Annotated in this window: 17 protein-coding genes and 1 tRNA gene; 6 read left to right on the top strand and 12 right to left on the bottom strand. The window is 65.4% G+C overall.

Features of this window, described 5'->3' with window-relative positions:
- Positions 1 to 57: 57 nt before the first annotated feature.
- The gene (locus tag QFZ61_RS03535) at positions 58 to 312 is read right to left on the bottom strand and encodes a cell division protein CrgA (RefSeq protein ID WP_307033356.1); all 255 of its coding nucleotides are present in this window, start codon (positions 310 to 312) and stop codon (positions 58 to 60) included.
- A 289-nt stretch (positions 313 to 601) separates the two neighbouring features.
- Between QFZ61_RS03535 and QFZ61_RS03530 the strand changes: the two genes are divergently transcribed.
- On the top strand, positions 602 to 1,243 hold the full coding sequence (locus QFZ61_RS03530) for an aminodeoxychorismate/anthranilate synthase component II (RefSeq protein ID WP_307033354.1): 642 nt from the start codon (positions 602 to 604) through the stop codon (positions 1,241 to 1,243).
- Positions 1,244 to 1,256: 13 nt separating this feature from the next.
- Here the strand turns inward: QFZ61_RS03530 and pknB are convergent, their stop codons facing one another.
- From pknB to QFZ61_RS03495, 7 genes are read right to left on the bottom strand one after another with little or no spacing between them, the layout of a single operon-like run.
- Complete coding sequence (pknB, locus tag QFZ61_RS03525; RefSeq protein WP_307037984.1) at positions 1,257 to 3,257, bottom strand: Stk1 family PASTA domain-containing Ser/Thr kinase; 2,001 nt, start codon at positions 3,255 to 3,257, stop codon at positions 1,257 to 1,259.
- A gap of 6 nt (positions 3,258 to 3,263) precedes the next feature.
- On the bottom strand, positions 3,264 to 5,090 hold the full coding sequence (locus QFZ61_RS03520; RefSeq protein ID WP_307033352.1) for a protein kinase: 1,827 nt from the start codon (positions 5,088 to 5,090) through the stop codon (positions 3,264 to 3,266).
- A complete protein-coding gene (locus tag QFZ61_RS03515; RefSeq protein ID WP_307033350.1) occupies positions 5,087 to 6,544 on the bottom strand; it encodes a penicillin-binding protein 2 in 1,458 nt (485 codons plus the stop codon). Before QFZ61_RS03515 ends, QFZ61_RS03520 begins: the two co-directional genes overlap by 4 nt.
- Positions 6,541 to 7,998 (bottom strand): FtsW/RodA/SpoVE family cell cycle protein, encoded by a 1,458-nt coding sequence (locus QFZ61_RS03510; protein ID WP_307033347.1) that lies wholly within the window; start codon positions 7,996 to 7,998, stop codon positions 6,541 to 6,543. The genes QFZ61_RS03515 and QFZ61_RS03510 overlap by 4 nt, the downstream gene beginning before the upstream one ends.
- Positions 7,995 to 9,704 carry a PP2C family serine/threonine-protein phosphatase gene (locus QFZ61_RS03505; protein WP_373427123.1) on the bottom strand — a complete coding sequence of 570 codons (1,710 nt, stop codon included), beginning with the start codon at positions 9,702 to 9,704 and terminating at the stop codon, positions 7,995 to 7,997. Before QFZ61_RS03505 ends, QFZ61_RS03510 begins: the two co-directional genes overlap by 4 nt.
- 2 nt (positions 9,705 to 9,706) lie before the next feature.
- Positions 9,707 to 10,189, bottom strand: a complete 483-nt coding sequence (locus tag QFZ61_RS03500; RefSeq protein WP_307033345.1) for an FHA domain-containing protein — start codon at positions 10,187 to 10,189, stop codon at positions 9,707 to 9,709.
- A complete protein-coding gene (locus tag QFZ61_RS03495; RefSeq protein WP_307033343.1) occupies positions 10,186 to 10,929 on the bottom strand; it encodes a DUF3662 and FHA domain-containing protein in 744 nt (247 codons plus the stop codon). The genes QFZ61_RS03500 and QFZ61_RS03495 overlap by 4 nt, the downstream gene beginning before the upstream one ends.
- A gap of 473 nt (positions 10,930 to 11,402) precedes the next feature.
- Between QFZ61_RS03495 and QFZ61_RS03490 the strand changes: the two genes are divergently transcribed.
- Positions 11,403 to 11,485 (top strand) — tRNA-Leu (locus QFZ61_RS03490).
- 72 nt (positions 11,486 to 11,557) lie between these two features.
- Here the strand turns inward: QFZ61_RS03490 and QFZ61_RS03485 are convergent.
- Positions 11,558 to 12,106: a hypothetical protein gene (locus tag QFZ61_RS03485; RefSeq protein ID WP_307033341.1), complete on the bottom strand. Its 549-nt coding sequence runs from the start codon at positions 12,104 to 12,106 to the stop codon at positions 11,558 to 11,560.
- Between the two features lie 9 nt (positions 12,107 to 12,115).
- Positions 12,116 to 12,814: a TetR/AcrR family transcriptional regulator gene (locus tag QFZ61_RS03480; RefSeq protein ID WP_307033339.1), complete on the bottom strand. Its 699-nt coding sequence runs from the start codon at positions 12,812 to 12,814 to the stop codon at positions 12,116 to 12,118.
- Between the two features lie 148 nt (positions 12,815 to 12,962).
- Here QFZ61_RS03480 and QFZ61_RS03475 point away from each other — a divergent pair, with 148 nt between their 5' ends.
- The 4 genes from QFZ61_RS03475 (at position 12,963) to QFZ61_RS03460 (ending at position 17,460) form a co-directional block, all read left to right on the top strand.
- A complete protein-coding gene (locus tag QFZ61_RS03475; RefSeq protein WP_307033337.1) occupies positions 12,963 to 14,354 on the top strand; it encodes an NAD(P)/FAD-dependent oxidoreductase in 1,392 nt (463 codons plus the stop codon).
- A 55-nt stretch (positions 14,355 to 14,409) separates the two neighbouring features.
- The gene (locus QFZ61_RS03470) at positions 14,410 to 15,324 is read left to right on the top strand and encodes a universal stress protein (protein ID WP_307033335.1); all 915 of its coding nucleotides are present in this window, start codon (positions 14,410 to 14,412) and stop codon (positions 15,322 to 15,324) included.
- Positions 15,321 to 16,847, top strand: a complete 1,527-nt coding sequence (locus QFZ61_RS03465) for an APC family permease (protein WP_307033333.1) — start codon at positions 15,321 to 15,323, stop codon at positions 16,845 to 16,847. The genes QFZ61_RS03470 and QFZ61_RS03465 overlap by 4 nt, the downstream gene beginning before the upstream one ends.
- 130 nt (positions 16,848 to 16,977) lie before the next feature.
- The gene (locus QFZ61_RS03460) at positions 16,978 to 17,460 is read left to right on the top strand and encodes a pyridoxamine 5'-phosphate oxidase family protein (RefSeq protein WP_307033331.1); all 483 of its coding nucleotides are present in this window, start codon (positions 16,978 to 16,980) and stop codon (positions 17,458 to 17,460) included.
- Positions 17,461 to 17,475: 15 nt separating this feature from the next.
- Here QFZ61_RS03460 and QFZ61_RS03455 read toward each other — a convergent pair whose 3' ends face one another.
- Both QFZ61_RS03455 and QFZ61_RS03450 read right to left on the bottom strand, forming a co-directional pair.
- On the bottom strand, positions 17,476 to 18,114 hold the full coding sequence (locus tag QFZ61_RS03455) for an NADPH-dependent F420 reductase (protein WP_307033330.1): 639 nt from the start codon (positions 18,112 to 18,114) through the stop codon (positions 17,476 to 17,478).
- 39 nt (positions 18,115 to 18,153) lie between these two features.
- A complete protein-coding gene (locus tag QFZ61_RS03450; RefSeq protein WP_307033328.1) occupies positions 18,154 to 18,768 on the bottom strand; it encodes a hypothetical protein in 615 nt (204 codons plus the stop codon).
- Positions 18,769 to 18,826 lie beyond the last annotated feature (58 nt).

Raw genomic sequence — 18,826 nt, 5'->3', positions numbered from 1 at the left:
AGAACAAGCAAGCCGGCACACAGGGTGCGCCGGCTTGCTGGAAGAGATGGGCAGGGCTCAGGAGCGCCAGCGCGTAGTCATCAGGAAGCCCACAATGGCGATGCCGAAGCCCGCGACGATGTTCCATGAGGCCCAGTCACGGACCGGAAGGGTGCCTTCGCTGATGTAAAACGTAATGATCCACAGCAGCCCGATGATCATCAGGCCGAACATCACAGGTTTAAACCACACCGGGTTCGGTTTGTACGCCTGCGCTGCAGGAGTTTGCTGCTGCGCAGGGGCAGTCCTCTTACGCGGCTTCGACTCGGGCACGGGTCCTCCTTGGCGGGCTGGATAACAAGCTTGTGACCCGGCTTGCTACCCTTTGAGGAGGAACGGCCGGCGGTCAACGCTGTCTAGGTTGGTGCAAAATCCTAATTGCAGCCAATTCTAGCTGTTGTTCAGGCCGCTTTTCCGACGATTGCCGGGCCCACCGTGGTGGGTATGATCGCGGCGCTGGTTTGCCGGCCGGAGTGCTGGTATTGATGGTTGAGTTCCTGTTCTCCTGGACGGGGCACTTTGGCCCGTTCACTGATTCGACGATTGGCATAGCAAAGCACCCATGAGCACAACCAAGATCCTGGTCGTAGACAACTACGACAGCTTTGTTTACACGCTTGTCGGCTACCTTCAGGAACTCGGTGCAGAAACCACTGTGGTCCGCAACGACGACGTGACGTTGGCCGAGGCTATCGAAATGGCAGAGGCCCGTGACGGCGTCCTTGTTTCGCCCGGGCCTGGGGCGCCTGGCGACGCGGGCGTCTGCATCGACCTGATTAAGTGGTGCGGCGGTCACCAGAAGCCCATGCTGGGTGTCTGCCTTGGCCATCAGGCGCTGGCCGAGGCGTACGGAGGCCGGGTCACGCATGCCCCCGAACTGATGCACGGGAAGACGTCGCTGGTGGAACACCACGGAACAAGCGTCTTCACCGGGATACCCTCGCCCTTCACCGCCACCCGCTACCACTCGCTGGCTGCGGTGCGCGAAAGCATCCCGGCGGTCCTGGAAATAACCGCCGAAACCGGAACCGGCGTCGTCATGGGACTGCAGCACCGCAGCGCCCCCCTGGTTGGAGTCCAGTTCCACCCCGAATCGGTGTTGACCGAGGGCGGTTACCTGATGCTGGGCAACTGGCTGGAATCGCTTGGCATGACCGGTGCATCGGCGCGGGCGGCAACCCTGAGCCCGCTGATCCAGCACTAAAGGCCAGCCGCCCCTAGGGGGCTGTCAGGTCGGCGAGAAGCTTCTCGGCGCTGTCCTTGATCGAATCCTTGGCGTTGGTCTTGGTCACCGACGGCGATGGTGAGGGGGTCGGCGAGGGCGGCGGCGGAGGCGGCGGGGGTGCCTTTGCCACGGTGACAGTAATTGTCTTGCCCTGCTCGACCTGGGCGTTGGCGGGATCACTTTGCCCGGTGACCTTCCCGGGTTCGACCTGCGTGTTCTCTGCTTCCCTGAAGATTGCGACGAGCCCGACGTTCTTCAGCGCAGCCTCCGCTTCCGCCTGCGGAAGCGCGATGAGCTGCGGGACGGCCACCTTGCCCGTGGACACGATAATCTCCACAGTGCTTCCTACTGCCACGCTCTGGCCGGGTGCGGGATTAGTGGTGATCACAATGCCGGTCGGAACGGTAGGGCTGTTGTTGAGCGTGGTCTTGGGCGCTCCCGTCAGACCGGTTCGCCGCAGTACGTCTCTCGCGTCCGCCTCGGTCCGGCCCGGGAGGTCTGTGGGAATCTTAATGACGCTGGGGCCTTCGGAAATGTTGAGCGTAACGTCCGAATTCCGTTCCAGCGAACTTCCCGCCGACGGCACCGTGCCGACGGCGGTTCCCTTCGGTATCGTCTCATGCTGTATCCGGCTCAACTGGGGCTTGAAGCCCGCGTTGTAGAGCCTTTGTAAGGCCTCCGATTCAGTCAGCGATGTCACCGTGGGGACGTCCACTTTGGCGACCGGCGGTGGCTGCTGGTTCACCATGTCGTAGAGCCACAGACCGCCGCCGGCGAGCACCAGCAGCGTGAAGACCACGAGCGCGGCGATCCCCGTCCTGCGGCGCGATTTCTGCTTGTCGGTCGGCTCGCGTTCGGGGGGCAGGCTTAGGGGCAGGCCCCCCGTGTCCGGCGGTAGCTCATGGCCGTCGGAGGCCGCGGTGAGCGCCTCGCCGCTGATTGGGTCCGGCTGAATACGATTGCCAGGGGCGTCGTCGAGGAACTTGGCACCCGTCAAGGAGAACAGCGCGGTGGCCGGAACCGCTTCCGGGGATGCGACGGTGTTATTGGGATCAGTGGGCGCTTCGCTGGCCGGCAGAGCTGTGACGGCGACGCCGCTACGCGCCGCCCGGAGCGCGCGCCGAAAGGCAGCGGCGTCCTGGAAACGGTCGGCCCGGTTTTTCTGCAACGCCTTGGTCAGGACGCTGTCCAACGCTTCGGAAACCTCGGGGTTGAGGCTGCTGGCGGGTTCGGCAATCTCGCGAACGTGCTGGTAGGCGACCGAGACGGGGCTGTCACCAATGAAGGGCGGCCGTCCGGTCAGCATCTCGTAAAGCAGACAGCCCGCCGAGTAGAGGTCACTCCGCGCGTCGACGGTCTCCCCGCGTGCCTGTTCCGGGGACAGGTATTGCGCAGTTCCGACGACGGCCTGGGTCTGTGTCATGGTCGCCGAGGAATCGGCCATGGCCCGGGCGATGCCGAAATCCATCACCTTCACGCTGTTGGAATCCGGGCAGAACATTACGTTGGCCGGTTTGATGTCGCGGTGGACAATCCCGGCCTTGTGGCTGTAGTCGAGGGCGGAGAGTACGCCGAGTGCAAAATCTATTGCCTGGTCGATAGTGACTTCTTTGGCCCGGATAAGGTCCCGGATGGTCTTGCCGGAGACGTATTCCATCACGATATAGGGCACCCGGACGGTGTCGTCGTGGCCGCCCGGCACCGCGTGTTCCCCGGTATCAAAGATGGCCACAATTGACGGGTGGTTCAGTGCTGCAACAGCCTGCGCTTCCCGCTTGAACCTTGCTTGGAACTGCGGGTCGCGCGCCAGATCGGGACGGAGCAGCTTGATGGCCACCGTCCGACCCAGCCGCGTGTCCACTCCCCGGAACACATCGGCCATGCCGCCGCGGCCGATCAGCTCACCCAGCTCATACCGTCCGCTGAGGACGCGCTGGGCGCTTTCCGGGCTGCTGTCCTCCCGGTGCGAAGGAGTGCGTGGCGAAGTGGACATCATTGCCTACTTGGTGGAGCTGACGCTCGGGGTGGGCGACGGCGACGGCGACGCCGGTGCCGGGGCGGCGGCGAGATGGTAGGTGACCACGGAACCGGCCGGTACCTGTGAACCGGAGGCGGGCTCGGAACTTACGAACGTGCCCGGCTGCTGGTTTTTCTTGCCGTCAACCGGGTCGCCCTTCTGCCAGCGCAGACCGGCGGCTTCGATCGCCTGTTGGACGGCAGTCTCGGAGGCACCGGGATCCAGCCGGGGAACGGCGACTGGTCTCGGGCCCTTCGAATAGCTCACTGTGATAGTTGTGCCAGGTGGGACCGACCCGGCGGGGTTGATCTCTGTAACTGTTCCCGGAGCGGAATCGTTGAACACCTCTTCACCTGTGACGCCCAGTCCGAGGCCTATCAGTTTGCTCCGGACCTCCTGGTAAGGCTTGCCCAGATACTCTTCAGGAACGAGGTTGATCGCCGGCGGCGTCGTCTGGGTCGGCGTAGCCGAGCTGCTCGACGGGCTCGGGGTGGGACTCGGGCTCTTGGAGGTCGGGGCCGCGCTCGACGTGCTGGCCTTGGCGCTTGAACTGGTGGCCGACGGTGAGGGGAACAGCATGCCGGCCTGTGAAAGGACGAAACCCACCAAAGCAAAGAGCACCAGCAGGATCAGGGCGATCAACGGCCAGGTCCACGGACTGCGCCCCCGCCGCTGTGGTTCCTCCTCGGGCTCGTACCCGTCGTAGTCCTCTTCCTCCTGGACCCAGGTGCGCTCGGCGCCCAGCGCGTTGGCGCGGGACAGCGCGTTCCGGGCACCATAGCCGCTGGCAGCGGCGGCTCCCGCGGCCAGCCCCGCGGCGGCACCGGCTCCGGCTGCGCCGACGACCGGGAGAGCCGACGTTGACTTGTCCTCTGAGGTGCCGATGACGCCGGTGGCAGCCGTAGGGACGTCAACGGGTGCCGTGATGGGGCCGGTGGCGGGCGCGTCGAACAGCAGCATGCCGGGCACAGCAGCGTGGGCCGCTGCAATGTCACCGTTGCGGATCGCCTCCGCCGCTTCGGCCAGTTTGATCGCGTCGGCCGGACGGTTTTTGGGGTCCTTGGCAAGCATCGACATCAGCAGGGCACGCACCGGTCGCGGCAGGGACTCCGGCAGCGGCGGCGGCGCGTCGTTAACCTGGGCCAAGGCAATCGCGATCTGCGATTCTCCGGAGAACGGGCGGTGCCCGGTAAGGCATTCGTACCCAATGACGCCCAGCGAGTAGATGTCCGAGGCTCCGGTCGCCGTCTGCCCGGTCGCCTGCTCGGGGGCGAGGTACTGTGCCGTGCCCATTACCTGGCCCGTCTGCGTCAGCGGAACCTGGTCCGCCAGCCGCGCGATGCCGAAGTCCGTGACCTTGACCCGCCCCTCCGGGGTGATGAGCAGGTTGCCGGGCTTGACGTCGCGGTGCACCAGACCCTGGGCGTGTGCCACGGAGAGGGCCCGCGCCGTCTGCGAGATCATTGACAGGGTTCGGTCCGGGGAGAGCACCTGCTCACGTTCGATAATGCTGCTCAGCGGCTGGCCGGGAACGAGTTCCATGACCAGATAGGCGGAGCCCTCCTCCTCGCCGTAGTCAAACACGTTGGCAATGCCGACGTGGTTGAGCAAGGCGGTGTGCCGCGCTTCGGCCCGGAAGCGCTGCAGGAATCCGGGGTCGCCGGTGTATTCCTCTTTGAGGACCTTGATGGCGACGATCCGGCCAAGAATGAGGTCCTTGGCCTTCCAGACTTCCCCCATGCCGCCGATCGCAATGCGTGTGGTCAGCTGGAATCTGCCGCCGAGGGTGATTCCCGATGTAGGCCTCACTTATTCAACACCGCCTCAAAAATCTTCTTCGCATTCGGACTGGTTAGCTGTGCGCCGGTGGTGATGTCTACGCCCTGCATGACGATAGTGACAGCCACTTGCGGGTCATTTGCCGGAGCGAACCCGGTAAACCAAGAATTGTTCAGGCCGTTCCCGAGCTCGGCCGTGCCGGTCTTGCCAGCCACCTCGACGCCGGGCACCGCGGCTCCCCGGCCGATGCCTTCGCTCACCACGCTCGTCATCCACTCGGTGATCTGGCGCGAAATCTCCGGGGTGGTGGAGGTCCGCAACTTCTCCGGCTTTGGCTCGCTGATGACCCGCAGATCCGGGGACCGGACCGCCTTGACCAGGCTGGGTTTCATTTCGACGCCACCGTTGGCAATGGCGGCGGTCATCAGGTTGATCTGCAGCGGAGTCGCCTTGACGTCGCGCTGGCCGATGGCAGACTGCGCCAGACCGGAGGGGTCCAGCGGTTCGCTGGGGAACGTGCTCTTGGCGAAGTCCAGCTTCAGCTGGTCGCCAAAGCCCTGGCCGAAGCCGAACTTCGATGCCTGGTCCTCGATCGCTTTCTGCCCCAGGTCGAGGGCGATCTTGGCAAACGGGGTGTTGCAGGACTGCTGCAGGGCGAAGGCGAACGAGGCGGTGTCCCGGGTGTAGCAGTTGCCTCCGGCGTAGTTGGGCAGCGTGTACTGGATCCCCGGGAAAGACAGCTCGGCGGGGTTCGGCAGCACACTGTCCTTGTTGTATTTGCCCGAGCTGAGGGCTGCCGCCGTGTCGATGATTTTGAAGACGGATCCGGGCGCCAGCAGCGCCCCGGTGGGTCCGCTGACGGACTGGTTCAGGTTGATGCCGGGAATCTTATTCAAGGCTGTGATGTTGGCCGCCTCGGCCTCCGCGTCCTGGGTAGCGACCAAGTTGGGGTCGTACGAGGGCTTGGAGACCATCGCCAGGATCGCGCCGGTCTTGGGGTTAGTGACCACAATCGAGCCGCGCTGGCCCTCCGGAATCAGGTCGAACGCCAGTTTCTGGAGTTTCGGGTCCAGCGTCAGTTCTACCGAGGCACCCTTGGGCTGGTTGCCGAGGAACAACTGGCCGACGCGGTCCAGGAACAGCTGGTCCGAGCTGCCCGCGAGCTGTTCGTTCATCGCCAGTTCCATGCCGGTCAGGCCGTAGTTCTTCGAGAAGTAGCCGGTGATGCCGGCATACAGCTCCGGCTGGGTGTAGCTGCGCTGGAACTGGCAGCTTTCGCTGCCCGGAACGGACTGCGCGACGGCGGTTCCGCCGACGATGATGGCGCCCCGGTCGTTGCAGTAGTTCTGCAGCAGGGTGCGTTTGTTCCACGCGTTGGCTTTAAGCTCGTCCGCGCCTACCACCTGCACGTAGCTGAGCGCGCCGAAGATCAGCGCGAACATCGCGATCGCGGCGATCCAGGAATTGCGGATTGCCTGGTTCACAGGTGTTTCACCGCCTCGGTCGGGGCTTCGGAGCTGGGGCTGGTGCGGCCGACCGGAGCCGCCGCGGGCTGGGCCGGCATGGGGGAAGCGTCCTTCGTCGTGTCAGGTTCCTGCCCCGGGGGCAGCGGGGTGGTATGGACAGGTCCGCGGGCTGTGTGGGAGATCATCAGCAACAGCCCGACAATGATCCAGTTCGCCAGCAGCGAGGACCCACCGGCGGCCAGGAACGGCGTGGTCAGGCCGGTGAGTGGGATCAACCGAGTGACACCGCCGATCACCACGAAGCACTGCAGCGCCACGGCAAAGGACAGCCCGGTGGCTAGCAGTTTGCCGAACGCGTCGCGGGTGCCCAGAGCAGCACGGAACCCTCGGGTGAACAGCAGCAGATACATCAGGACGATGGCAAAAACGCCGATCAGCCCCAGTTCTTCGCCGAAGGACGCGACAATCATGTCGCTGTTGGCAAACGGAACAAGATTAGGACGGCCCTGGCCCAGACCGGTGCCGACCAGGCCGCCATTGGCCATCCCGAAGAGCCCCTCGACGATTTGGCGGCTGCCGCCGAATTCGCGCCCGTAGACCTCCTCGGTGAAGGCATTGATCCAGCCGTCGATGCGGAGCGCAACGTGCGCGAAAACCTTCGACGCCGCAAATCCGCCTACCACCATAAGGACCACGCCGATAATGACCCAGCTGATCCGGCTGGTCGCGACGTAGATCATGACCAGGAACAAGCCAAAGAACAAGATCGAAGTACCAAGGTCGCGCTGGAAGATCAGCACACCGATGCTGACCAGCCAGGCGGTAATCATTGGGCCGAGGTCCTTGAACCGGGGGAACTGCACAGGGCCGATTTTGCGGCCGGCGAGGAGGATGAGATCGCGGTTGGACGAAAGATACCCGGCAAAGAATATGGCGAGGGTTATCTTCGCGATTTCACCGGGCTGGAAGGTCATGGACCCCAGCTTGATCCAGACACTGGCCCCGAGCACCTCTCCGGCGGAGATGCCGGGGATCAGCGGCAGGATCAGCAGCACGGCACTGGCAGCTAGGGAAATATAAGTAAACCGGCGCAGAATCCGGTGGTCTTTGAGAAAAAAAATGACAGCGATCGCTACGGCCATCGCCACGAGGGTCCAGCGCAGCTGGTTGTTTCCGGTGTCTTCGCCCACTCTGTCCAAACGGTGGATCATGGCCAGGCCAAGGCCGTTAAGGGCAACCACCAGCGGAAGTATTACCGGGTCAGCATATTTCGCACGGATGCGGAGCACCACGTGGAAGGCCAGCGCCGCCGCGGTAAACAGCCCGGACTGGAACCAGAAGTCGGTGTCGAAGGCCTTTTGCCGGTCGACGCCCACGAGGGCGTTGGCGCCGATGCCCACAATAAGGGCCAGGACCAACAGCACGAGTTCTGCGTTGCGGCGGGGTTTCGGAGTGGGGTCAATGGAAGTCATTTGCCCCCCTCGCAGTTAGTCGGGGACGGTGAAGGCGCCGGCGACCCGGACGCTGCCGTGGCGGTCGCCGACCCTGACGGTGCGGGCGCAGGTGCGGCGGTCGCGGGTGGCTTGCCGCTGGCGCCGGGAGAAGCGCTGGCGGTCGGCGACGGCGTCAGGCACTCGTCGGCAGGAGACGTCGTACCGGTCCGCTCAAGGTTTTTCACGATCCGCTGGGCATCGTAGAGGTCCCTGGCGGGGACGGTCTGGCGCACCCGCTGCTGCGAGAACTCCGGCAGGTCGGACATACGGATATCCGTCACCGTTTCGAGGGTGGAAAGCGGAATGGGGCCCAACTGCTGGGAGACCCCGTTAAAGATGGCCACATGCTGGTCGTGCTCTCCGATGTAGTAGCGGGTCTGGGTCCAGGCGTAGCCAAGCCACAGGCCGATTCCGAGGACGGCAACAATCGCGGAGGCAATGGAGATGGTGAGCCAGCGGCGTCGTTTCAGCGGCGGCTTGTCCTCTTCGCCTGTTTCTTTGGCCGGGTCCGCTTTGTGCGTCAGCATGGTGGCGGCCCGGCGGGCCACCGTCCGGCCTGCGATGGACGGTATCGAACCTGACTCCGCCGCCGCAGCCGCCGCGCCTACGAGCTCGTGGGGGCGGCCGGAGAGTTCTTCACGCAGAACTTCGGCGGAGAGGTGCTCGCCGAGGTGGGGGTCGGTGGGAGACCCGGGGTCTTTGGACTGGTCCGGACCGCCGGCAGGGACGTTCCCGGAGTTGCTCCCGGTTGTATCGTCCTTGGTCTCGGAGCTCCCGGCGTACGTGCTTCCTGCACTGCCGGCTGCTGCGGCCGGCGGTTTGGCGGCCAGCGCCGGTGGCAGGGCAGCAGCAGCTGCGGGCGGCCGGGGGACAACCTGGACCGCGGCGGTGCTCACGTCGTCGGGCGTTTGCTCTGCGATGTCGACCACGACGACCGTCACGTTGTCCGGTGATCCCGCCTCGAGAGTGAGGTCGACGAGGATTTCGGCGCACTCGCGCAGGTCCTTGGTCTCGCGGACGGTGCGCTCAACGACATGGCCGGCGACGTAGTTCAGTCCGTCGGAGCAGAGGAGCCAGCGTTCGCCCGATTCGACGTCGAGCACGTCGAGGTCCAGTTCGGGACTGGCATCGACATCGCCGAGAACGCGCATCAGCACGTTCTTGTGCGGATGCGTTTCGGCCTCTTCGGGCCGGAGCCGACCCTCGTCGATAAGCCGCTGGACGAAGGTGTGGTCGACGCTGACCTGTTCGAACTTGCCGTTGCGCAGCCGATAGGCGCGCGAGTCACCAATGTGCGCGAAGTGGAGCTTTCCGCCGGCCAGCAGCAACGCCGTGACCGTGGTCCCCATCCCGGCGAGCTTCGGGTTCATGTGAACCAGCTCGGACAGCAGAGAGTTGGCAGTCTGGATCTCATCGGCCAGGACGGTGTCCGCTTCGCCGGTCCCGGCGTCATAGTCGTCGCGGTCGAGGTGGATCATGTCCAGAACGGTTGCCCCGGAGGCAACGTCTCCGCCGGCGTGACCGCCCATGCCGTCGGCGACGACGGCGAGATGCAGCCCGACGTAGGCCGAGTCATCATTTTTGGAGCGCACGCGGCCCACGTCTGAACGCGCGGCGAAGCGCATGATGAGCGGCCGCTTCGGGGCAGTTGCTGCCGTGTTGGCGGGATTTTCGGGTGCGGCCACGGCTACGGCCTCAATTCAATGACCGTCTTGCCGATTCTCACGGGGACACCCAGCTCCACCGGAAGCGCCCGGGTCAGCTGCTGATCTGCCAGATAGGTGCCATTGGTGGAACCAAGGTCCTCAATGAACCAGCGGCTGCCCTGCGGGAAGAGGCGGGCGTGGCGGCCGGAGGCATAGTCGTCCTCGAGGACCAGCGTGGCCTCTTGCGCCCGGCCCAACAGGATAGGGCTGGCGGCCAGCGGTAGTGTCGTCCCCTTCAGCGGTCCTTCGGTGACGACGAGTTCACGGGCATGTTGCTTCGCGGGGGCCGGAGCAGGTTCTGCCAGCGCGGGGTTGCGGCGCACCTGGCGAGCGGTGGGCGCTCCCGCAGCGGCCTTGCGGCCGATCATGAGGTCACGGCGCATGGCCGAGACGATGCTGAAGATGAGAACCCAAAGGAGAATCAGAAAGCCAAATCGCAGGGCGGTGATCGTCAGTTCACTCACGGGCGGCCGCCGGGGTTGGCGGGCAGAAGGCGGAAGATAATTTTGGTCCGTCCCATCGTGATCGTGGCGCCGTCGGTGAGTTCCGACGTGCCCACTACTTTGTGACCATTCACGTAGCTGCCGTTCGTCGAACCGAGGTCAATTGCCTGCGCGGTGCCCTGGCCGGACCGGATTTCAAGGTGCCGGCGTGAAACCCCGGTGTCGTCGATCAGAATGTCCGCTTCGGAGGAGCGGCCCAGAACCACCGAGGAAGCATTCAACGAGTAGCGCTGACCGTCGATGTCCAGCACGGGCTGAAGCCGCGCGGGCTGCCGGGCGGGCGGGGCCGGCGTCGTGCCCTGGGTCCCCGGCTGCGAGGGGGAACCGCCGGCCTTTTCGGTGCGGGACTTGATCTCGAAGTCGCCGGCCCGGTGGTCCTCGTCGCGGCGGAAACTGATCCGTACCGGACCCTGCAGGGTGTACCCCTGGCTGCGGACGTGGTTGATCACGACGTCGCACAGCTCTTCCGCGAGGGGCGTGCCCCATTCCTGGGCACGCTGGAAATCGTCGTCGCTGAGGAGGACATCGAACACGTTCGGCGCAAGGGTGCGTCCCGCGGCGATGGTGAGGGCCTTGTTGTCGACTTCGCGGCGGAGGTGGCTGGCGATTTCGACCGGCTCAACCTGCGCTCGGGAACCGGTGGAGAAGACTCCACGGACGGCCTTTTCGATGCCGCGCTCGACTTTGTCCAGCAAGCCCATGGTCCTTCTCCTTCCTTACAGCTGCAGGGCAGCGCTTGTTCCGGAACTCGGTTTCCAACATTCGCGGGAGCCCGCCCGGATCGGGCACTCCTGTACCGATACTACTGGGCATGACTGGGAATGGCCTTAATGCGGCCCGCCGCCGGGCCCGACAAGCTTGGTCTCAGCCCCGCCCTGACGTGGGCCGATGTCCCCAGGCCGAGACCGCGGCCGTGAGAGCTGGCAGTCGCGGGGAAAGTTGACGGTACGCAGTCCCTGCCGGTCGCCCGTCCGGCCCGAGCACCACGCCGGATAGGTTTTAGGACTGCCGGTCGGAGCTTGACCGTTCAACGCAACTGGCGCGGATGCGGGCCGCGGAGGCCTGCCAAAATGCCGATTGGTGTTTTCCCGTCAGTGTCCGTTATGCTTGATCTCGCTGCTTTTACGAGGTTGACGGTCCGGATTCCGGAACCCAACCGAGTGGAAGAAGTTGCGCGCGAGTGGCGGAACGGCAGACGCGCTGGCTTCAGGTGCCAGTGTCCGAAAGGGCGTGGGGGTTCAAATCCCCCCTCGCGCACGCAAATGAAAGAGCTCCGGTCTTAGGACCGGAGCTCTTTTGCATTTCCCGGGATCGGCTTACTGGCCGTGCTCATGGCGCCGTGATCCTGATGCCGGCGACGGCGCCGGTCGCGGCGCCCGCCGGGTCGCGGCGGGCGACCAGCTGGGCGTTGAGATGCCCCTCGTGCAGTTCGACAACCTGGGTCTGGGCTCCGGAGCAATCAACCTCGAGCACGGTGTGTTGGGTGCTGCCCGGCATGTTCTGGGAGAGGGCGAACTGCACCCCGGGAAGACCGACGCAGGCCGCGACGACCGTGTACTCACCGGCGTTCGGCAGTGTCGCGACTTTTTGGAAGCCCACGCCGGGCCCGTCGGCCGGGCCGGAATCAGCAAGCAGCACCGATCCCGGAACCGTTCCCAATCGCCGCTCAAGCTCAACGTAGTTGCGTGCGATGGCAGCCAGGACGTCCGGGTCCCCGGCGGCGATGGTGTGCGCGGGCCGGTAACTAGGCGCCGCCGCCGTCGGCTCCGCATCAACGTCGTCCTCGTAGCTGCACGCCGGGACCGCTGCAGCCGCGATCCCGCCAATTAAGAGTGCGGCCGCCCAGCGGCTGATTTTCGTTCCCCCACGACCCGGCATGGGCTGAGTCTACGGCTGCGGAGCGCGCAGGGCCCCAAACCCCGCGATAAGCGCCTCAAGCCCCAGACTGAAGGCCGCGTCCGCCTGGTTCGCATATCCCTGGGCGCCGAGGCTGGCGACGGCGGCGGAAAAGTTCGGCGTCGAAGCCGCAAGGCCGCCGGAATCGAAGATGTCTGCCGGTGCGCTCACGTCGTAGGCGGAGCCGAAGATGAAGGATTCCAGCGCCACGATCGCGGAGACGATCCGCTCCTGCGGGAACCCGGCCCGGTGGAACCCCGCGCTGACCGCCTCGTACATGGCAAGGGTCTTAGGGGCGTCGGCCACCGGCAGCACAGCGATAACCGGGATCAGCGGGGTGTGCCGGGAAAACACGTCACGGTAGCTCCAAGCCCAGTCCCGAACCGCTTGCTCCCATGGCTGAGATTCAAAGGCCGATACGTCGACGAACGAGGTCAGGTGGTCCTGGACGAGGACGAGGACGTCCCGCTTTGATGACACGTGGTTGTAGAGAGCCGACGGCGCCACGTTCAGCGTGCGCGCCAAGGCGGCCATGGTGAAACCGTCATAGCCGCTTTTGCGGACCAGCCGCAGGGCAGCGGCGGTGATGCCGTCCTGGTCAAGGATGGCCGAGGCTGGCCGGCCCACCCGGCGGCGCGGCTTGGCTTCGGGGCGGTGCGGCTCCGTGGAGGCGCTTGTGGCTGCCGGCATGGCGGGCCTTTCTGCTGGGCTGTCCTCTGGATTATTCCACCGCTGCAGCCAGGGTCTTCCCTCTTTGTCAGGCTACCGCTATAGTCGTCGTAAATGAATGGCATTCATTTAGTGGTACGCATCACTTGGCGGCCACAGAAAGGACATCATGCTGGAACTTGACCGCGACGTCGTCATCGTCGGAGCCGGCCCAGCGGGCCTGACTGCCGCCCGCGAGCTGCGAAAGGCAGGCCTGAGTGTCGCCGTGCTGGAGGCGCGCGACCGGGTCGGCGGCAGGACCTGGACTGACACCGTCGACGGCGCCATGCTCGAGATCGGCGGCCAGTGGGTCTCGCCGGACCAGACGGCCCTGCTCGAACTCCTCGATGAGCTTGGCCTCGAAACCTATGATCGCTACCGTGAGGGGCAGTCGGTGTACGTCGGCGCTGACGGCAGGCGCACCTTATATTCCGGTGATTCCTTCCCGGTCAGTGACGCCACCGCGGCAGAAATGGCCAGGCTCACGGAGTTGTTGGACGCACTCGCTGCCGAGATCGGGGCCACGGAGCCGTGGGCGCACCCGAAAGCCCGCGAACTGGACACGATCTCCTTCCACCATTGGCTGCGCCAGAACTCTCCTGATGAGGAAGCGTGCAACAACATCGGGCTGTTCATCGCCGGGGGCATGCTGACCAAGCCCGCGCACGCCTTCTCCGCGCTGCAGGCGGTCCTGATGGCGGCCTCGGCAGGGTCGTTCACCCACCTCACGGACGAGGACTTCATCCTGGACAAACGAGTCGTCGGCGGCATGCAGCAGGTCTCCGAGCTGCAGGCGGCGGAACTGGGCGACGACGTCGTCCTGGCCAGCCCGGTGCGCACGATCAACTGGGAGGCGAACGAGGAGGCCGCCGGTTACCGGGTGAAGGTCCTCTCCGACCGCGCCACTGTCAACGCCCGTTTCGTGATCATGGCCGTACCGCCGAACCTCTATTCACGCGTCTCCTACAACCCGCCGCTGCCGAGGCGCCAGCACCAGATGCACCAGCATCAGTCGCTGGGCCTGGTGATTAAAGTGCACGCGGTCTACAGCACTCCTTTCTGGCGCGAGGACGGATTGTCCGGGACGTGCTTCGGTGCCGGAGCGCTGGTCCAGGAGGTGTACGACAACACCAACCACGAGGATCCCCGCGGCACCCTGGTCGGCTTCGTCTCGGACGAGAAGGCGGACACGATGTTCGAACTCAGTGCCGAGGAACGCCGCCGCGCCATCCTCGAATCGATCGCCGGGTTCCTCGGCGAGAAGGCACTCGAACCGGAGGTCTACTACGAATCGGACTGGGGCGCCGAGGAGTGGACCCGCGGTGCCTACGCCGCGAGCTACGATCTGGGCGGCCTGCACCGCTACGGCAAGGACCAGCACGCCCCGGTGGGTCCGATCTACTGGGCCTGCTCCGACCTCGCAGCCGAGGGCTACCAGCATGTGGACGGCGCGGTGCGGATGGGACGCAGTACGGCAGCCCGCATCGTCGCCGCCGCGGACCGCATTCCGGCCGCCCGCTAAGACACCTACCGCACACCAAAACAACACCCGTGAAGAAACCAGAGAGGCCCGCCAGATGCGTTACGTAGTGGGGTATTCCGCCAATGCCAGAGGCCGCGATGCGGTCAACCTGGCCGTATCCCTGGCCCGCGGCCGGGGCGCGGCCCTGGACCTGGTGATGGCCATTCCGGAAGCGGGACCATTTAATGCGGCCCACGCTCCCGCCGCAGGATACGACAGCTATCTCCACCAGCAGGCGGAGCAGTGGCTCGATGAAGCGCTCGCCCTGATCCCCAAGGATGTTCCGGCGCAGGCCCACATCCGCAGCGGCGAGTCCGACGCGCAAACCTTGATCGGGGCCTGCGAAGAGTTCCAGGCGGACATGCTCATCATCGGGGCCACCAGCAACGGCCTGTTTAAACGCTTCACCGTCGGTTCCGTGGCCAGCGCCCTGCTGCACGCCGCCACGGTGCCGGTGGCCCTGGCACCCCACGGATACCACCGCCGGGACGCATTGACCCGGGTCAGCTGCGGACTCGGGGACCGCCCCGGCGCGGAGGAACTGCTTGATTTCGCCGTCTCCATGGCGGTGAACCGGGCCGTTCCGCTGCGCGTCGTCTCCCTGCTCACTCTGGACGAGGGCGATTCAGCGGAGGCTGCGGAGACAGCGCGGAGTTACGCCAACAAGCACCTCGATGCGGCCCTTCCGGCGGCCGCTTCCGGCACCGCACCAGCCGGCCAGGCCGACGTCGTAGTGGCGCAAGGCCGCAGCGTCGAGGAAGCCGTAGACCGGCTCGACTGGGAGGACGGCGAGGTCCTGCTGATCGGATCCAGCCGGCTCGCACGGAACCGCTCCATTTTCCTGGGCAGCACCGCCAACCGGATTCTCCGCGCCCTGCCGGTGCCGATGATCGTTGTCCCCAGCGACTACGAACTCAAGCACCTCATCCATTCAACGTCGAATGACACCTCCCGAGAGGCAACAGCATGAGCACCGAACAAGCGACCTCCAAGGCGGCCGTAGCCCAGCACCAGCACGGCCTGAGCGAAAAGGGACTGAAGGCCGGATCAGTGGGACTGATCGGCGCCGTCGTAATCGGCGTCTCCTGCATCGCCCCGGCCTACACCCTGACCGCCGCCCTGGGCCCCACAGTCTCCGAAGTCGGCGTCCATCTCCCGGCAATCTTCCTGGTCGGCTTCCTTCCCATGCTGCTGGTGGCCTTCGGCTACCGTGAGCTGAACAACGCCATGCCCGACGCCGGCACCTCCTTCACCTGGGCCTCCCGGGCCTTCGGTCCGTGGATCGGCTGGATGGGCGGCTGGGGACTGATCGCGGCAACCATCATCGTGCTGTCCAACCTGGCCGCGGTCGCCGTCGACTTCTTCTACCTGATGCTGGCGCAATTGTTCGGTAATCCGGAGCTGGCCGACCTGACCACGAACCTGCCGCTGAACATTGCCACCACCCTGGTGTTCATTGCCTTGGCCTGCTGGATCTCCTACCGCGGCATGGAAACCACCAAGACCGTGCAGTACGTCCTGGTCGGATTCCAGCTGCTGGTCCTGGGCTGGTTCGCCGTCGCGGCGTTCAGCCATGTGGCCAACGGAACGGCGTTCGACGCCACCGCCATTGCGCCGGACTGGTTCAACCCGTTCGCCGTCGAATCCTTCTCCGCCTTCGCAGCCGGCGTGTCGCTGTCCATCTTCATCTACTGGGGCTGGGACGTCACGCTGACCATGAATGAGGAGACCCGCAACCCGGAGAAGACCCCGGGCCGTGCGGCGACCGTCACGGTGCTGGTCATCGTCATCATCTACATGACCGTGGCACTGTCCACCTTGGCCTTCGCCGGCGTCGGTGAAGAGGGCCTGGGCGCAGGGAATCCGGAGAACCAGGGCAGCATCTTCGCCGTGCTGGCCGGACCCGTGATGGGACCGTTCGCGATCCTGATGTCCCTGGCCATCCTGAGCAGCTCGGCAGCGTCGCTACAGTCCACCTTCGTTTCGCCGGCCCGCACCCTGCTGTCCATGGGCCACTACAAGGCGCTGCCGGCCAAGTTCGGCACTATCAGCCCCAGCTACAAGTCCCCGAGCTACGCCACCATCGCCTCGGCCGTGGCTGCCGCCGCGTTCTACGTGGTCACCCGGACCTTGTCCGAAAATGCCCTGTGGGACACCATCACGGCGCTTGGCATGATGATCTGCTTCTACTACGGCATCACCGCCCTGGCCTGCGTCTGGTTCTTCCGCGCCGAGGCCTTCCGCGGGGCGCACTCGTTCGTCTTCAAGTTCCTCGCACCGCTGCTGGGCGGCGTGATCCTGCTGGTGATGTTCTTCAAGACGGCCTACGACTCGATGGACCCGGAGTACGGCTCAGGTTCCTCGGTTGGCGGTCTCGGACTGGTCTTCATCCTGGGGATGGGAGTCATCCTGCTCGGCGTGGTGCTCATGCTCGTCATGGCGAAGCTGCGTCCGGAATTCTTCAGGGGCCAGGTGCTGTCCCGGGGGAACTGACGGCAGAAGGACCGGGAAAGGTCTTCCCTCCGACCAGCTGATGAACGTGCGCTTGAAAAGTAAGCACGCTTATCAATAGGCTGGTCGGAGGGAGGACCTTCCTCCGTTGTACTTAGGACGAGGTGAGCACATGTCGGACGAACAGGACATCAGCAAAGTAACGGACATCATTAACCACTCCCATATCGGGATGTTCACCACCATCAATGAGGAGAACGCCCTCGTCAGCCGGCCGCTGGCGGTCCAGGACGTTGAGAACGACGGCGACATGTGGTTCTTCACCTCGGACGACACCTCCCAGGTGGCGCACGTGAAAGCCAACCCCGCGGTCAACGTCTCCTTCGGCAAGGGCACCGAGTGGGTGTCAGTGGCCGGGACCGCGCAGATCGTCACCGACCGCCAGCAGATCCGCGAGCGGTGGAACCAGGCCGTGGAGGCATGGTTCCCGGACGGCCCGGAAACCCCGGGCGTGGTCCTGCTGCGCGTCGACTCGGACTCGGCCGAATACTGGACCAGCCCCGGTGGAACGGCCGCTACGGTGCTGCAATGGGTAAAGTCCAAGGTCACGAACAGCCGGATGAGCGTCGGCGAAAGCGGCACCGTCGAACTGTAGGACTCGCTGGGGCACCTAGCCGACAACGTTCAGCGCGGTGCCCCAGTTGAAGCTCTCGTACGCCGGGTTGAGCTGCAACCCGATCATCAGTAGCTGGATCCCTTCAAGTTCCCGCGCATGCCGCAGCGCACCCACCTGCAGTGGCCGCAGGCCAGCCTTGGCCGCGAAGGCGGCCACCTCGTTCCGGGCCGGCTCCGAGTCGGAGGCGATGAGGACGTCCAGTTGCGTGCCCTTCACAGCCCCCTCTGCCAAGGGGCCCGCGAACGTGGTGTTGAAGGCTTTCACCACCCGCGCGCCGGGGAGGAGCTTGGCAACTTCTTCGGCAGCGGAGGTTCCCGGCTCGACCACCAGCGAGTCACCGGTTTCCATGTTGACCGGATTGCTGATCTCAATCACGGTCTTGCCACTGAGGGTGTCACCGTAGTGCATGGCGACCTCTTTGGCCGGTTCAAAGTACAGGGCAAGCACCACCAGGTCGCCCTCGGGCAGATCGCCAAGACTCCCGGACGCGGTATCCGCGCCGAGCTCCGCCGCGAGTTTGGCAGCGTTCTCCGGGTGCCGGTCCAGGATCTGGAGTGACCGTCCCGCTGCGACTGCCCGCAGGCCGATCGCGCGTGCCATGTTGCCGCTGCCGATGATCGTGATATCAGTCATTGCGCCCTCCTGATTCAGCGCCGGATTGAACTCGGAGGCTCAGGGTGAAACCTTAACAGCGTCGGCGGTATGTTCAGCGCCGGCGGCGCGTTCCGCCGCAGCAAGGGCCTGCTCCAGCCGGTCGACGGCAGCGCTGTAACCGTCCCCGTTCCGATCGGATCCGTGGCGCGACAGTTCCGCCGCCTTCATGGCCTTGATCAGGGCGGCGGTTTCGGGACGGCGCGGATCGCTCATCGCGGGAAAGTCGATGCAGAACGCCGGGTCGAGCTCATAGCGCTGCCACCGGTCCAAAGCGGTCCGGTGCCGCAGGATGGCGGCGGCATCAGCGGCGGCAGTCTCCCGGGCCGCGCGCCGCGATTCCTGGCGGCGGAAAAGTACCGGCGTCCAGCGGTAGCTGGCGCCGGCGGCCGTGACGCCGACCGCGGCGAGTAGCAGCCCGGCCCAGGGAGAGACCAGCGCCGGCAGCAGGATCGCCGGGGCAACGACGGCGAGTCCGCCGAAACCGTCCCAGAACACGGCGTCCGGCAGGCCGCCGTCGGACGCCTGGTGCTTGCGGACGAGGTACACCGAGCCGGCCACAGCGGCCGCGACGAACAAGGCCAGGGCCAGCAACTGCCACGCCCCCAGCGGACCGGACAGCGATAGTGTCGGCATCACGAACCTCCCGCGGAACCCCCCGGGCGGGAGCTTTTCCGCTGATTCCATTGGAGTC

Source organism: Arthrobacter sp. B3I4, assembly GCF_030816855.1.
GTDB lineage: Bacteria > Actinomycetota > Actinomycetes > Actinomycetales > Micrococcaceae > Arthrobacter.
Note: the sequence above shows the minus strand (reverse complement) of the source record. Positions and strands in the feature narration are given on the sequence as shown.

What these genes read in the sequence shown, in the direction of transcription:
- QFZ61_RS03460 (WP_307033331.1), top strand. Translation starts at nt 16,978, where the DNA reads ATGTCGGACGAACAGGACATCAGCAAAGTAACGGACATCATTAACCAC.
- QFZ61_RS03495 (WP_307033343.1), bottom strand. Translation starts at nt 10,929, where the DNA reads ATGGGCTTGCTGGACAAAGTCGAGCGCGGCATCGAAAAGGCCGTCCGT.
- QFZ61_RS03530 (WP_307033354.1), top strand. Translation starts at nt 602, where the DNA reads ATGAGCACAACCAAGATCCTGGTCGTAGACAACTACGACAGCTTTGTT.
- QFZ61_RS03465 (WP_307033333.1), top strand. Translation starts at nt 15,321, where the DNA reads ATGAGCACCGAACAAGCGACCTCCAAGGCGGCCGTAGCCCAGCACCAG.
- QFZ61_RS03450 (WP_307033328.1), bottom strand. Translation starts at nt 18,768, where the DNA reads ATGCCGACACTATCGCTGTCCGGTCCGCTGGGGGCGTGGCAGTTGCTG.
- pknB (WP_307037984.1), bottom strand. Translation starts at nt 3,257, where the DNA reads ATGTCCACTTCGCCACGCACTCCTTCGCACCGGGAGGACAGCAGCCCG.
- QFZ61_RS03480 (WP_307033339.1), bottom strand. Translation starts at nt 12,814, where the DNA reads ATGCCGGCAGCCACAAGCGCCTCCACGGAGCCGCACCGCCCCGAAGCC.
- QFZ61_RS03475 (WP_307033337.1), top strand. Translation starts at nt 12,963, where the DNA reads ATGCTGGAACTTGACCGCGACGTCGTCATCGTCGGAGCCGGCCCAGCG.
- QFZ61_RS03470 (WP_307033335.1), top strand. Translation starts at nt 14,410, where the DNA reads ATGCGTTACGTAGTGGGGTATTCCGCCAATGCCAGAGGCCGCGATGCG.
- QFZ61_RS03485 (WP_307033341.1), bottom strand. Translation starts at nt 12,106, where the DNA reads ATGCCGGGTCGTGGGGGAACGAAAATCAGCCGCTGGGCGGCCGCACTC.
- QFZ61_RS03510 (WP_307033347.1), bottom strand. Translation starts at nt 7,998, where the DNA reads ATGACTTCCATTGACCCCACTCCGAAACCCCGCCGCAACGCAGAACTC.
- QFZ61_RS03455 (WP_307033330.1), bottom strand. Translation starts at nt 18,114, where the DNA reads ATGACTGATATCACGATCATCGGCAGCGGCAACATGGCACGCGCGATC.